The sequence below is a fragment of the Pseudomaricurvus alcaniphilus genome (assembly GCF_011440395.1).
Classification (GTDB): Bacteria; Pseudomonadota; Gammaproteobacteria; order Pseudomonadales; family Cellvibrionaceae; genus Pseudomaricurvus; species Pseudomaricurvus alcaniphilus.
This window is the reverse complement of record NZ_JAAOIX010000010.1, coordinates 87,223-101,474: the sequence shown is the minus strand read 5'-3', so window position 1 is coordinate 101,474 and position 14,252 is coordinate 87,223. Positions and strand designations below refer to the sequence as shown.

Sequence of the window (14,252 nt, the reverse complement as noted above, 5' to 3'; positions counted from 1 at the left end):
AGGATTAATCAACTCCGCTCTACAGGAACAGTGACCATGAACAATAACAGCACCCTGCTCAGTGATATCGACGAGATCAAAACTCTGAAATACAAGTACAGTTACGGCGCCAATATACTCAATGGCAAAGCCGGCGACCTCAAGGCGTTCGCGGCACTGTTTGCAGAAGATGCCAGCTTCGACGTGGGCATGGGGGTCGCCATCGGCCCGGCTGCTATCGAAACCATGATGCGGGAGCTCACCAGTCAGTGGCATTGCGCCATGCACTACATGCTCAACCCGGTTATCGAGGTTGGAGGAGACAGGGCGAGCGCCAAATTTACCGGCCTGTTTGCCTTTATCGCCCAACAAGGCACAGCCCCGGTGTGGCTATCCAATATCTACACAGACCGTTTTACCCGAACCCCCGAAGGTTGGCGCTTCCAGTCAGTAACCGTGGAGCAGGCCTTTGCCGACCCGGTCTTCCTCGCCGGCTACGCCGATCAACTGCAATGACACCAGCACCAGTTTCCAGACCGATAGTAATGCCATGCGTTTTACCACTAAAAGCAATAACAGGAGCAAGAAAAACATGAAACCACAAACACACCCACTCTTGCACGGTGCCGCAACAGCCGTGCTGGCATTGACACTGGTACCTACGGCCAATGCCGCGCTGGAAGAAATCGTCGTCACCGCGCAAAAACGTGAAGAAAGCCAACAGGAGGTCCCCATATCGATCAGTTCCTTTACTGGCCAGGGGATTTCCGACTTCCAGACCGTCGACCTCAGCGCTCTCAGTGGCGCATCACCGAACGTACAGATCGGTCACTTTGGCAATACCCCCCACGGAGCCGTATTTAACATTCGCGGCATGGGTGTTATCGAACCCGATCCCTATGCCGGGCAAACGGTCACCACCGTTGTCGACGGCGTACCGCTGGCGTTTAACATGCTGTCACTGCTCGATTTATACGACATTGAACGTATCGAAGTACATCGCGGTCCGCAGGGCACCCTGTTTGGCGCCAACACCACCGGCGGGGTGATTAACGTGATTACCCGCCAACCCACCGGCGAGGCCGGCGGCGATCTCAAGGTTACCCTCGGCAACTGGAACCGCGTCGATGTCAAAGGCACCGTCAACCTGCCCATCAACGAACAATGGGCCGCCAAGTTCACCGGCCAGAGTCACAAGCGTGACGGCTGGACCAGGAACGTTGTCGATGCCAGCACCATGGGTGACCGCGATATTTCCTCCCTGCGCGGCTATCTGAAGTATGACAGCGGCAGCACTTTCGACGCCACACTGATCGCCGAGGTCACCCGCGCACGCAACGGTTCGCCTATTGTTACCAACGGTTCCCTGCCCGGTGAAGTGACTTACCAGGCGCCCGGCAGCTCACCGGGCGCGGGCCTGGGCAGCATGTACCAGGGCCCCTGCAGCAGTGCCACCACACGCTGTAAAGCACCCGACAAATACCTCTCGGCCAATAGCAGCGTGCAGGATGTATCCGATATGGATACCTACAGCACTACCCTGACAATGAACTGGGACCTGGACTGGGGGCAACTGGTCGCCATTACCGGCTACAAGGATTTCGAACTGTATGAAGAAACCGACCAGGACGGTGGTGTGTTTTTTATCGACGACACGCGCCGCGGCACCGAGGGACGCCAGCTGTCGCAGGAATTGCGCCTTACGTTTAACCTGGCTGAAAATACCGAAATTATTTCCGGTCTCTTCTACCAGCAAAATGACTGGACTCACTACCAGAATTTCAGAATTCCCTTCGCTGGCCCGTTGAATCAATTGACCGAGGATGACTGGGAAAACTGGTCGACCTCTATTTTCACCCACGCGTTTATTGATCTCACCGACCGTTTGCGCCTGCAGGTTGGCGCTCGTGCCTCCTATGAAGAAACCGATGCGATGGTCGATGTTGTCACCTTTGCCAATACCGAAGTCGGTGGCAGTTCGGTATTCGATGGCGGCGTTGCGGTTGCAGAAATACATGAAAAAGGCAGCGAAGACTGGGATGGCTGGGCTGCCAAGGTGGGCCTTGATTACAAGATCAACGAAGATATCATGGCTTACGCCTTTATTTCCCGTGGCTTCAAATCCGGTGGCTTTGTCGGTCGCATCAGCCTCCCCGAGGAATTCGTCGCGTTTGACCAGGAAACGGTACAAACCTTCGAAGCCGGTATCAAGAGTGAGTGGCTGGATAACCGCCTGCGCGTCAATGCGTCTTACTTCTTCAACAAGTATGACGACCTGCAGTTGGCGTTGATCTATTTCTGTACCGACTCACTGGGCACCACCATCAACTGTAACTCTGTGCTCAATGCCGCACAGGCAGAGACGCAGGGTCTGGAGTTGGAAATTGAAGCGGCGCCAATCGATGGGCTGATGATTACCGCGAGTATGGGTTACCTGGATGCAACCTATGAGGAGTTTCCGTTTCTGGATCCCGCCTCGGGCAATACTCTCGACCGCAGCGGCACCGATCTGCAGAACTCTCCCGAGCTGACGGCCAGCATTGGCGCTACTTACCAGTTTCCGCTGCTGTCCGGTAGCAGTACACTGGGCTTCCGCTGGACCTACTCTGCCGAGAAGTTTCAGGGCAATCTGCTGAATACCCCGCGCGGCACCATCCAGCCGACAAAATACCTCGACGCCAACTTCAAGTGGGAACCGGAGAACGGCAGTTGGGCCATCAATTTGTGGGGCACCAACCTGCTCGACGACCGCTACATTGATGCCGTGGTTGATGCGCCTGGTTTTATCGGCCTGATGAGCTACGGACCGCCACGCCAGGTGGGTGTATCACTGGAATATATGTTTAATTGATATTGCAGAAACTGATGTTGACTGGCGGCCGCGGCCGCTAGTCAACGGCAAGACACAGAAGCCACGATCATCAGGGGACAGTCCACGATTGTAACGGCAATTAATAGCGCAATACCGTGGCCTGCCCTATATTTCACTTCCCTATTTCAGCGGTTTCGCACAATCTGCAGACCGCGCCGCAAAAGGTGATCACCGCTGGCCAGCTGTAGTCTGCAAATCGCTCGCCGGCTTACGTGCAACGCCGTCCGCTTAGTGCAAGGCTCAATTGTCGTGCGGCACCTTCACCACCAGCCGGCCGCGATTGCCGCCGCTGAACAGGAGATTGTAGACGTCGACAATGTGGGCAAAATCATCGCGAATATCCAGCCGGGCATTAAGCTCGCCGGCAGACAGCCACTCTTCGATGCGAGTATAGGCTCGCTCACACCCGGGCGTACCGAAATAATCCGACACCAGAAAGCCCTGCACGCGCGCGGTGTTCACCAGCAGGTTCCACATATTGCCGGGACCGGGAGCGGGATCAGTGGCATTGTACTGGGAGATCATGCCACAGATGGCGATGCGGGCATCCTTGGCCAGATTGTCCATGGCCGCTTCCAGGGTGGGGCCGCCGACGTTATCAAAGTAGACATCCAGCCCCTCCGGAAACTCTGCCGCAATAGCAGCCGACAGGTTATCGGTGGCGCGGTAATCGATGCTGGCGTCACAGCCAAACAGGTCAACCAGCTCCGCGCACTTGTCTGCGCCGCCAGCGATACCCACCACTTTGGAGGCACCGTTGAGGCGGGCAAACTGGCACACCAGTGACCCGCAACTGCCCGCAGCGCCGCTCACCAGCACCCGGTCACCGGCTTGCATGGCCGCCACTTCCATCAGCCCGTACCAGGCGGTTCCGCCGCTGGTGCCGAGCGCGTGCAGATACATGGGTAACTCATGGCCGCTGGAGGTATCCATCGGCGCCAGGGTTCCCGCTTCACCGGTGCGGTCGAAGGAGATTTGCTGCGGCCCGGCAACCATGTATTTGCCCCACTCGCCGACACCGGCGACAAAGGTACCCACTGCAATCCGTTCATTGCGGCTGTCTATGACCTCGCCGATGATGACGCCCAACACCGGCGTATTCAGGGGTAACGGCTCCATATAACCACCGTCGCTGATCCAGCCACGAGTAGCCGGATCCATGGCGATGTACAGGGTTTTGATCAATGTCTGGCCCTCTTCCAGCTCGGGCAGTTCAAATTCACGCAGTTCCAAGTCGCTGTTTTGGATATTGCCGACCGGTCTTTTTTTTAAAATCCACTGCTGGTTTAGACGTGTCATAGTTTTTGGCCTTTAAGTCTTTGCGCTGCTTCCGGGGTGATTCCCGGGCCGGCCTAAATCCTACTCCAGCCTACAAAAAAGTCAATCATGATTGCTTTATTTTACCGACTGCCTTACCCTTGAATGCTACTGCCAAATACAACACAGAGACACAACGTGTGACTACAGATTCTTTTTCTCGAAGGCAATTGGGCTGCATCATTGCCATTGCCGTGGTGGGAGGGTGTATTCCATCGTTGCAACCCCTGCTGCTGTCTAGCATGCTCGACGCGGGCAAGCTCTCTGCTTCACAAATAGGGCAGGCGGCCATGTGGGAGGGGCTGGGAATGGCAGTTTCAGCGCTGATAGCCGGCGCAATATTGAAACCGTTACGGCTGCAAAGGATCATACTGTTTGCAGCCCTGATCGCATTGCTTGCCAATATCGGCACCATTCTGTTTGGCGCACTGGGTATACAGCTGTGTCGTGCACTCAACGGCATGGCGTCGGGCATTCTGTTGTGGCTGGTGGTCGGACTTATTATTCGAGTGCCCTCCCCGGCAAGAACTTTCGCTGTCTATGTGACCGCGCAGTCAGTGTGTGCACTGCTGCTATCATTGCTGTTCTCCAGCCTGATCATTCCGCGCTCCGGTGCCAATGGCAGCTATCTTGTTCTGGCAGCGCTCAATTTACTGCTGCTGATTCCTGTTTTGGGTATACCCCGTGCCTATACGCTACTTGCCTCCCAGCAGCGAATGCTGCGACCCAGCGTTGTCGGAGTTCTGGGCCTGATGGTATTACTGCTTTTTCTGGCTGGAGTCATGGGCTTCTGGGTCTACGTGATACCCATCGGTGTGGAGCTGGGTCTCGATCAACAGTCCCTGTCCTACGGAGTCAGCCTGGCAATTGCGGTACAGATTCTGGCGGGCTTTGCTGCGGCAGTATTCGCCAACCGGCTGAACGGCTCACTGGTGACCACGGTGTCGGGCCTGCTGTGTGCGCTACTGGTGTTTATGGCGCCCCAGGTTGACACGGTGAGCCGCTATTTTCTCATCATCATGCTGTTCGCATTCCTGTGGATGTTCGCACCACCGTTTCACATGCCATTCATGCTGCGACTGGACTCCAGCGGTCAGTCGGCCATGTTTTTGAGCGGGGCGCAATTGTTGGGAGTCTCTCTGGGGCCGTTGATTGCCGCCTGGTCGGTGAAAGGTGGAGACTTCTCCGCAGCAGCACTCAGCAGTACGGGGCTGTTTTTTACCAGTGGTTTACTCGGGTTACTGGTCATCGGCTACACGCGAACCCGGTTGCAAGACAACGCTGTAATTTGATCGCAACCCGGGGCAAACCGCAGGGCTTGCCAGATGATCCCGCCCGCGTTGGCCGTTGTTTAACGACCTGGAAAGCCGTGCGCCGGATCAGCTTCTGCACCGATATCCTCACCGTTAAACGTGTTTTCCATCCAGCCATTGACGCTGGAACAACGTGCCACCAGGCCCAAGCAGAAGTCGTCGACCAGTATTCCGCAATGAAACTACACCGCTTAGGGAGAAGTTTCGCTGTCCCTACCACGCCTGGACCTGGAACCTGGAGGGTTCGATCAAATTCGTGCCCTGCAGGAGCGACTTCAGCCATGCCAACGACGACGAGTTCCAGCTACCGCAAGCCAGAATCGAGTGTTGGCAGGGATTTGTGTTCCGCAACCCGGACATCAATGCCGACCCGCTGTCGGAGTTTCTGCAGGTTTTACCCCGGCACCTGGACGGCTATCAACTCGATCGCTGCTTCAAGGCCCCGCACATTCACAAGGTGGTCGCCTGCAACTGGAAGGTGGCGCTGGAAGCCTTTATGGAGTCCTACCACGTCATCGCTACCCACCCGCAACTGCTGACCTTCATGGGCGATGCCAACGCCCAGTACGACATCCTCAGCGATCACGTCAGCCGCTCGATCACCGCCAATGCATCGCACAGCCCGCATATTGCCCCGCCGCCAGAACAACAGGTGATGAAGGCCTGATCCTCGGTAACTACCAGGAATCGCGTATTTCGCAGCTGCACAAAATGCTGGAAAGGTCTTTTACCCAATCAATCATTCAGCACCCTCTCCCACCGGGAGAGGGAATCATGCAGAATTTTCGTGGCCCTACATGGCCGAGGCCCGCTTTGCCTGACGGATCAGCTGCACCAGTTCAATCCGGTAACCGTAGGCATCCTCGCCCCTGTTCTGCAGGGCAAGATTGAGGGCAGCATCCTAACCCCGTTGCCCAAGGCGCCAGTACGCCAATGTGTTGAGTCTGCCGATCCCGTTGCGATTGCTCTTGGCACACTACTCGGAGGCGATGAGCAAAGTGCTGCAGCTGGTGGTTCGGGCCATCTCCAAGTTCCTGGTTCGCCGGGTGGGCTACTGCGTCGGTGAAGCGCATACCGGCACGGGAGCTCCCACCAGTAAGTCAATGCTGTCCATTTTCAGTGCCTCCCAGCCGCCACTGAGGACACATTCCAGAATATCTATTTCCATGATCGGCTGCTCTTCCAAAAATTACCCAAGGCTTGAAAATAAGGGTCAGCTCAAGAGTGGATTCAAGCCCAATGCGTAATCTCGGCTCCCAGCCAGTGGTCAGCTCTTTCACCTGGCCAGCCAACCAGGCGGTAGCTCATAACCTGCTCCTCGAAAAGCACAGCAGTATTGTTCAATAGAATTGAATATTCTTAACTAAAAATCACCCTTATTCGCCCGAAAGTCTTTCCATACACTGACCTCATCAGTTAAACCAACACCAACTCTTTGATGAGGGCACAGCTATGAACACTTTATTGAAACACTTCATTAACTCTGCAGCGGGCTTAGACACGCTGCCTGTGCGGGCAGCGTGAGTGCCGATCAGTTGATCAGCGCAAAACTTGGCCAATAAAACTTACTTAAACCTAAATGGATATACCTTATGAGCACCTTGAAAATTGATTCCAGCGCCCGGATGGAAGGCGCTAACTCTCGCATCATTACCGATTACCTGGCGCAACAACTGGGCCAGCCGGTCATCGAACGAGATCTGGTTAAGAATCCTCTACCGCCGATGAGTCCGCAAGATCTTGTCGGAGTGCACGGCTCCCACGAAGATGACCGTGCCAGCCTGCAGCAGCACCTGGCAATCTCCAACAAGTTGATCGCCGAATTGAAGCAAGCCGACACCTTGGTGCTGGGCGTTGCCATGTACAACTTCAGTGTGCCGGCCTACCTGAAGCAGTGGATCGATTATGTCTGTCGCGCCGGGGTTTCATTCCGCTACACAGAGAACGGCCCGGAAGGGCTCACCGGCATCAAGCGAGCCTTTATTGTAACGGCTTCCGGTGGCACGCCGATTGGCGGTGACTGGGATTTTGCCAGCCGCTACCTGGAACACGTCTGCCGCTTTCTGGGGGTCAAAGAGGTAGTGCATATCGACGCCAGCGGGTCCAAGGGAGCCCCGGAGGTGGTGTTGGCAGACGCCAGGCAGCAGATTGATGCCTTGTTGGCGCAGAGCGAAGTAGAGGAGGCCTGACCAGGATTTTACGCTACCCCATAACCGGGGCCAGCTGGACTGAAAACAGCAGGGTCTCCACGGAGGAGGATTAAAATGAACAGAAAATTATCGCAGGTGCATTTGTCACTACCATCCCGTGATGGTGATGGCGTCAAGATCAACCGCATTGCCGGGGCGTCAATGCACAGGATACTGGACCCGTATTTGATGATCGATGAAATCAACTCGGATTCAGCGGCGGATTATATGGGCGGTTTTCCCGAACATCCCCACCGAGGGTTTGAAACCATAACCTACATGAAGGCCGGTCGCATGCGTCATCGCGATCACATGGGTAACGAGGGGGTGATCGGCCCCGGCGATGTGCAGTGGATGACGGCAGGGCATGGCGTACTGCATTCCGAAATGCCCGAGCAGGAAGACGGCCTGATGCACGGCTTTCAGATTTGGTTGAATTTACCTGCTGCGGACAAACTCAAACCAGCTGCCTATCAAGATATTCGCAGCGCCGAAATACCCTGCCACCAGGATGAGTATGGCAGTGAAGTGCGAGTTATCGCCGGAAAGCTTGGGGTAGGGAACACAACACTTAACGGTTGTTTACCGGCCATGCCCACCCGGCCATTGCTGGCAGATGTGTCACTGGCGCCTGACGCGGAAACTATGTTGGATCTCGGTGACTATGAACGGGTATTGGTGTTTGTTTATGCTGGAGGTAGCACAGGGTTGAAAAGCAAGCAGTTGGGTGTTTACGGCAGTGGTGACACACTTCACTTACGAGCTGGCGAACAGGGTTTCGATGCGCTGGTACTATCTGGCACAGCCTTGCGCGAACCCATTGCTCAGTATGGCCCCTTTGTGATGAACCAGCCCGAGGAAATCGAACAGGCCATTCGTGATTTCCAGGAAGGGAAGCTAGTGACGCAGTGTGCGCCGGGGAGAGCCCATCTATGACCCATTCCACTACATCGCGCTTTGCATCCACCGTACAGCCGGTACTTTTCATCCCCCACGGCGCGGGTCCGTGTTTCTTCATGGACTGGAATCCCGCCGATGCGTGGGAGGGTATGGCGGCCTATCTCAAAGGCATCGCGGCCTCGCTGCCAGCTCGCCCAAGGGCCATTGTGATGGTCTCCGCGCATTGGCAGACGGCAGGATTCAGCGTCACGACCGGCGACCAGCCCGATCTGATTTTCGATTATTTCGGCTTTCCCGAGCATACCTACGAACTGACGTATCCGGCCCCCGGTGCTCCGGCGTTGGCCGAACGAATCGTCTCGCTGCTCGCCGAAGCTAGGCTGCCCGGTGCAAGGGACGCTCAGAGGGGGTTTGACCACGGCACGTTTATTCCGCTGAAACTGATGTTTCCGGAGGCGGACATTCCCGTGGTGCAGTTGTCGTTGCGTGAAAATCTCGATCCGGCAGCCCATCTGGCCGCTGGTAAGGCTCTATCAGTACTGCGCGCTGAGGGGGTCCTGATCGTCGGCAGTGGCATGAGTTTTCACAACATGAGCGGTTATGGCAACCCAAAGTTCACACCTCTCTCTGAAGTGTTTGACGACTGGCTCAGCCGAGCAGTCGAGGCCTCTCCCGAACAGCGGCGGGCTCTGCTCAGTGATTGGAGCCACGCCCCCCACGCTTATCAATGCCACCCGCCAGGCCATGAGGAACACCTGATGCCGCTGATGGTGGCGGCCGGCGCCGCTGGAGAGTCAGCCGGGCGCAAAGTCTATTCAGAGCAAGTGTTAAAGACACGGCTGTCGGCGTTCCGATTTGACTGACGGCAGAATTCAGTGTGTACTCAGCGGCTTAATACACACTTTTTAAAGCAGAGTATCAAGTCCTCCTGCCTTCTCAGGCTCCTCTCGTCGCCGATCTGCCAGCGCTCCTGGTGATGATGCACAAACAGCAACAGTAGCAATGATGTCATGATCGCCAGCCAGGCCTGTTGCGTCACGCCCATCACGCTTTTGCTCCACGCACGCGTTGCCGCTGGCGAAATAGTTCTTCCAGGTGTCGAATCATTTCTCCTCATCCCGGCGGCGCAGGTACAAGAAGACAATCATACCCGGTGCCAGGTCCAGCTTATTGGTGAGAAACTCAATGCACCTGCCCTCGGGCGTCTCGTAGCGAGTCAACCGCCAGAATTAGGCGACAATAACCTTAGCCGGTATCTTTTAATATTCCATTGCGACCAGAGCGGCTGGAAGAGCTGCTTACGTCAATGAAGCCAGGCCCCTTCGGCGCATCTCGAGCGCAACCCAGCAATAAAAATTCTTTTGTTTTTATATTGACGGGTTAGGGTACTGATTACTGGAGCTTCGTTTTACCGGTGGCCGGCTGTTGCGTTCTCTCGCCCACTGGTGTGCGTCCGCACTGCTCACCCAGCGGATGGCATTTTCGAGCAACTGTCGGTACTGCGAAGCACCATAAGCGCTCGGGCCATCGCCCATTTGCAAGTAAACCACTGGGCTGTTGAGGTAGTGCTTGACCCAGCCGATCAGCTTGGAGCCGGACTGGTGCGGCCAGTCATCCCGGCAGTGCATATTGCCCGTTACCGCCTGTCGAGCTGAGTAAAAGTGCTCTCTATCAAAGGAGTAATCGCTTGAGATTAAAGGAATTACATCGTCCTCGAAGACTTCATACAAATACAGCTCGTCGGTTAACGGAAAGGTTAAATCGACGCCTGCGGTCACCGCATGATTGTTGTTGATACTCGCCGTATAGCTCGCGTCATGGCGATATCCGGAATCCAGGCAGGCCGCCCCACGCAGCTCCGCGGGTAAATACAGGAATTTACCGCCAACAATTTCGGCGTACTCCGGCCAGGTGGGCCAACCGGCTATGGCGTGGTGTAAAAATACAAAGCCGTGACCAGTGTTCAGCAGGTCGATAAAATTGCGCTTGAACTCTTGCCCGGGGTCGACCAGCCTGGGCGGCTGACAACTAAAGTCAATGCCCGGCATATCGTAGAGCACATGGGCGTCATAGTCGGCGGCAGTTTCCGGAGCGAAGAACAGCTTACTGGCAGGTTGCTCCACCGCGGTATAGGACAGGTCTTGCATGTCCTCGAACATGGCGAAGAATTCATCCCGTTGATAGGGGTGGCCCTTGACCGACACCAGTATTTTAGTGGCGCTCGTGTACTTGATAACCGACATCAATCCCTACCCCGCAAGCGCCGCCCGGTCATCGATAACCCTGACGTCCCAATTGTTGACAAAGCCATCGGTGTTGGCGGCAAGCTCTTCCTCAGCCTCATCGATAAAGCCGACAGTGACCAACGGCGCTTCGGTACAGCCCCAGACTCGAAACGCGCGGCAGTTTTCCAGTACCCTATTTAAAGGAGGCCATTTAATGGAGCCTGGTAAAAAGAGCGGCGACGGGTTCTGGAAGACTTCACAGCGAGCAAGCTTCAGGAACATCCGCAAATCTGGCTCTATTTCAACCGCCGCAGCTAAAGGTCCACCATTACTGAAGGTCTACCGATACTGGCAGCAACATAACCCATGCAGCCAAAACAATCAACATTGTTTTTTATTGGAAGGCGTGTAGAGTGCAGCAATCTAACATCGGCCCTAGTCCGGACGGGCGGCGCCGTCACAATAAAATCACTGGAACAGCTGGCGCTGCCAAAACCAGGCGGGGAGAGAGAAATGGGTATGCTGATAGCCCTCTTGCACAGCAACCCCAGGGACAAGGAGCCACCACTGTGGGAATACCACAGTGCGGAATCAGGTCTTTTTATTTCTCCTTAACGGGGCAGCAGTGACAGTATTATAAGTATGGTTCACACCCTTCCCAGGACCAATGGAGTGCCTCATGAATCCGAACAGCTATCAACAGCTCGTTGAAACCACCCGTGACATGCTCGACCGACTGAGCAGTGGCCAGATCAGTCTTGCCCCGCAGGTGATGAACAAAGACGCCAGTCTCTACACTGACCCCGACTGCTTTGAGCGAGAAAAAGAGACCCTGTTCCGTCGCCTGCCTTTGATGCTGGCCGCAAGCTGTGAGCTGCCAGGTGATGGCGACTATAAAGCCCTGGAGGTGATCGATATACCCGTGTTGCTGACCCGAGAAAAAGGCGGCAGGGTGCGTGCCTTTCTCAACAGCTGCACTCACCGCGGCAGTGTCCTCGCTAGTGGCAAGGGCTGCGCCCACCGTTTTACCTGCCCTTACCACGGTTGGACATTCCGCAACGACGGGCGATTGATCGGTATCTCTTCGCAGGCCCAGTTCGGCGCTGCTGACAAAGCGAAGTTGGCGCTGGTGGAGTTTCCGGTTTACGAAAGTGCCGGCCTGATCTGGGTGGTGCTCGATCCAAAGTCTGGTTTGGATATTGAAGCCTTTCTATCCGGTTTTGACGGTTTGCTCACAGGCTACGACCTTCGAAACTGGCAGTTTTATGAGCAGGTGAGCCTGGCGGGTGCCAACTGGAAGCTCGCCTTTGATGCCCACCTCGAATTCTATCATCTGCCGGTTCTGCATCGTAAAACCTTTGGTGCCGATATCAGCAACCTGGCGCAATACTATTTTCAGGGGCCTCATCAGCGATTGGGGCTGATGTCTGCCAATCCCCTGATTCCGGAACAGGCTGCTTTTCTCAAATTGGGAGTGGTAGACGAGGCGGAGTGGGATGTCGCCACCATGATGTTTGGTGAGTGGATACTATTCCCCAACGTATCTATCAACTGTTACCCCAGTGGGGTGCAGGTGATGGTCATTTCCCAGGTGTTCCCGGGGCGTAGCGTAGAAGAATCCTTCACCGTGCAAACCTATCTGGTGGAAAGGACTCCCACTGACGCGGAGCGTGAGGAGGTAGATGCCGTTGTGCAATTCATCCAGAAGGTGGTGCGGGAGGAGGATTTGCCCATGTCCAGAAAGCAGCAGAAGGCGTTGTCCTCGGGGTTGTTGCCTTCTGTCTACTTAGGTCGCAACGAAGAGGGGCTGCAGCGCTACTATGCTTGGCGAGACCGGGTAATGGCCTCTTCAGATGAAGGTCTCAACGAGCTTTTTTTGAGGGCCACTAAAACACCGTTTTAAATAGGACACTACACTAGGACCGTATAGCCGGTCAGATCAATATGCATGGTGGTCAGTCACCAAAAAAGTTGAGTTCGAGAAGAATCCCATTGGGTTCAGAAAGGAACAGCTGTCGCAAGCCAACGCCTTCTACCAGATTGAATTGAAAATCGCGGCCCTGTGCCGTCAATTTTTGTGTCATCGCTTTGTAGCCGCTACAGCGGAAGGCAACGTGATGGATACGGCCGCTACCGGTCGGGTTGACCGGGACCTCCTGTTCACACGGATAGCATACATCCGCGGTGCCAAGGTGAATGACGGCACGGCCATCATTGTCGCAAAGCCACGCGGCCAGGGTGCGATCGGGAATCCCGGGCGCATCGCAAATTTCCATGGCCAGCACATCGGCAAAAAACCGACTGGTGCCGACCACGTCGTCTGTGCGAATGTTGATGTGGTCAATCGCTTCAATTGTCATTGTTGTCCTCCAGCTGGATATTCACGTGGCCAAAGAGATGGTAACTGGATTGCAAATCACCGAGAAATCCCTAGGCATAATTCACGAAGTCTTGCGCCGGACCGGCAAACAGCCGACAGTCACACGGGCATGACGGCAAGCAGCTGCTTACCGGGAATGTGGTCGCGCCACGAGGTTCCGGAATGGAGGGACCCAAACATCAGTTAATGCCCAATCCCCCATCCACGGTAAATTCCGACCCGGTAATAAAGCTGGCTTCTTGCGACGCCAGATAGACGGCCATGGAGGCGATATCCTGCGGCTGACCAATGCGACCGATGGGATGCATGGCCCTGTAACTGGCCATCAGGGCCTCTCCGTCTGCCACCTGACTGATGACCTTGTCGAGCATGGCGGTTTGAATGACTCCCGGATTGATGGAATTCACATTTATGCCATAACCACTGCGGGCGCAGTGCAAGGCGATGGACTTGGTCATGAGGGCGACCCCCGCCTTGGAGGCGTTATAGGCCACCAATTCCGCCTGGGGTTTGAACGATGATACCGACGCAATATTGATGATCGAGCCCCCGCCGGCGGCTTTCATCAGCTTGATGGCACCCTGGCAACCGAGAAAACAACTGCGCAAGTTAATGGCCATGGTTTTGTCCCAGGTCTCGACGTCGAGATCCTCAATGGTTCCCATCAATGTCACCCCTGCCACGTTGGCCAGAATATCGAGACCCGAGAATTTTTCCCGGGCGCGCTCAAAAACCTTCTGCCAATGGTCTTCCCGGGACACATCGTGGTGGATAAACTCGCACTCATCACCCAGCTCTGCGGCAGCCTGCATCCCCTGCGGGTGGTCGATATCGGTGATAATAACCTGAGCTCCCTCGGCCAAAAAACGCTGTGCAATACCGTAACCGATGCCGGAGGCCGCGCCGGTGACTATCGCCCGCCGTGCCAATAACTTTTGTTCAGACATAGGAGTTCTCTTGTAGAAATTTGGGATCACGGTCCGGAAGGGCACCTCGATAGCGCAACGGGTAGTTGCTGGACGCTTGCGCACAAAACTTTCCGGATCGATGCGGCCCCTGCCCGCAAGCGCGCAGGAA

The 14,252-nt window shown here is 55.5% G+C and carries 15 protein-coding genes; 9 read left to right on the top strand and 6 right to left on the bottom strand.

What is annotated here, in order from left to right:
* Nucleotides 1-36 precede the first annotated feature (36 nt).
* Both G8764_RS18020 and G8764_RS18015 read left to right on the top strand, forming a co-directional pair.
* Nucleotides 37-495 carry a nuclear transport factor 2 family protein gene (locus G8764_RS18020; RefSeq protein ID WP_166166220.1) on the top strand — a complete coding sequence of 153 codons (459 nt, stop codon included), beginning with the start codon at nt 37-39 and terminating at the stop codon, nt 493-495.
* A 76-nt stretch (nt 496-571) separates the two neighbouring features.
* Complete coding sequence (locus tag G8764_RS18015; RefSeq protein ID WP_166166218.1) at nt 572-2,830, top strand: TonB-dependent receptor; 2,259 nt, start codon at nt 572-574, stop codon at nt 2,828-2,830.
* 261 nt (nt 2,831-3,091) lie between these two features.
* Here G8764_RS18015 and G8764_RS18010 read toward each other — a convergent pair whose 3' ends face one another.
* Entirely contained in the window at nt 3,092-4,150 is a 1,059-nt protein-coding gene (locus tag G8764_RS18010) for an NADP-dependent oxidoreductase (RefSeq protein ID WP_166166216.1), read from the bottom strand.
* A 158-nt stretch (nt 4,151-4,308) separates the two neighbouring features.
* Between G8764_RS18010 and G8764_RS18005 the strand changes: the two genes are divergently transcribed.
* The 5 genes from G8764_RS18005 (at nt 4,309) to G8764_RS17985 (ending at nt 9,433) form a co-directional block, all read left to right on the top strand.
* Nucleotides 4,309-5,460 carry a hypothetical protein gene (locus G8764_RS18005; protein WP_166166214.1) on the top strand — a complete coding sequence of 384 codons (1,152 nt, stop codon included), beginning with the start codon at nt 4,309-4,311 and terminating at the stop codon, nt 5,458-5,460.
* A gap of 277 nt (nt 5,461-5,737) precedes the next feature.
* Nucleotides 5,738-6,148, top strand: a complete 411-nt coding sequence (locus tag G8764_RS22995) for an SRPBCC family protein (protein WP_166166212.1) — start codon at nt 5,738-5,740, stop codon at nt 6,146-6,148.
* A 925-nt stretch (nt 6,149-7,073) separates the two neighbouring features.
* Nucleotides 7,074-7,670, top strand: coding sequence for an FMN-dependent NADH-azoreductase (locus G8764_RS17995; RefSeq protein WP_166166210.1), 597 nt, complete (start codon nt 7,074-7,076; stop codon nt 7,668-7,670).
* A gap of 75 nt (nt 7,671-7,745) precedes the next feature.
* The gene (locus G8764_RS17990) at nt 7,746-8,606 is read left to right on the top strand and encodes a pirin family protein (RefSeq protein WP_166166208.1); all 861 of its coding nucleotides are present in this window, start codon (nt 7,746-7,748) and stop codon (nt 8,604-8,606) included.
* On the top strand, nt 8,603-9,433 hold the full coding sequence (locus tag G8764_RS17985) for a DODA-type extradiol aromatic ring-opening family dioxygenase (RefSeq protein WP_166166206.1): 831 nt from the start codon (nt 8,603-8,605) through the stop codon (nt 9,431-9,433). The genes G8764_RS17990 and G8764_RS17985 overlap by 4 nt, the downstream gene beginning before the upstream one ends.
* Before the next feature lie 20 nt (nt 9,434-9,453).
* Here G8764_RS17985 and G8764_RS17980 read toward each other — a convergent pair whose 3' ends face one another.
* The 3 genes from G8764_RS17980 to G8764_RS17970 form a co-directional block, all read right to left on the bottom strand.
* Complete coding sequence (locus tag G8764_RS17980; protein WP_166166204.1) at nt 9,454-9,618, bottom strand: hypothetical protein; 165 nt, start codon at nt 9,616-9,618, stop codon at nt 9,454-9,456.
* Between the two features lie 319 nt (nt 9,619-9,937).
* The gene (locus G8764_RS17975) at nt 9,938-10,813 is read right to left on the bottom strand and encodes a ThuA domain-containing protein (protein WP_166166202.1); all 876 of its coding nucleotides are present in this window, start codon (nt 10,811-10,813) and stop codon (nt 9,938-9,940) included.
* Nucleotides 10,814-10,819: 6 nt separating this feature from the next.
* Nucleotides 10,820-11,077 (bottom strand): hypothetical protein, encoded by a 258-nt coding sequence (locus G8764_RS17970; RefSeq protein ID WP_166166200.1) that lies wholly within the window; start codon nt 11,075-11,077, stop codon nt 10,820-10,822.
* Between the two features lie 84 nt (nt 11,078-11,161).
* Here G8764_RS17970 and G8764_RS23090 point away from each other — a divergent pair, with 84 nt between their 5' ends.
* On the top strand, nt 11,162-11,410 hold the full coding sequence (locus G8764_RS23090) for a wax ester/triacylglycerol synthase domain-containing protein (RefSeq protein WP_166166198.1): 249 nt from the start codon (nt 11,162-11,164) through the stop codon (nt 11,408-11,410).
* A gap of 64 nt (nt 11,411-11,474) precedes the next feature.
* Entirely contained in the window at nt 11,475-12,698 is a 1,224-nt protein-coding gene (locus G8764_RS17960) for an aromatic ring-hydroxylating oxygenase subunit alpha (protein WP_166166196.1), read from the top strand.
* 52 nt (nt 12,699-12,750) lie between these two features.
* Here G8764_RS17960 and G8764_RS17955 read toward each other — a convergent pair whose 3' ends face one another.
* Entirely contained in the window at nt 12,751-13,155 is a 405-nt protein-coding gene (locus G8764_RS17955; RefSeq protein WP_166166194.1) for a VOC family protein, read from the bottom strand.
* 199 nt (nt 13,156-13,354) lie between these two features.
* A complete protein-coding gene (locus G8764_RS17950; RefSeq protein ID WP_166166192.1) occupies nt 13,355-14,122 on the bottom strand; it encodes a glucose 1-dehydrogenase in 768 nt (255 codons plus the stop codon).
* Nucleotides 14,123-14,252 lie beyond the last annotated feature (130 nt).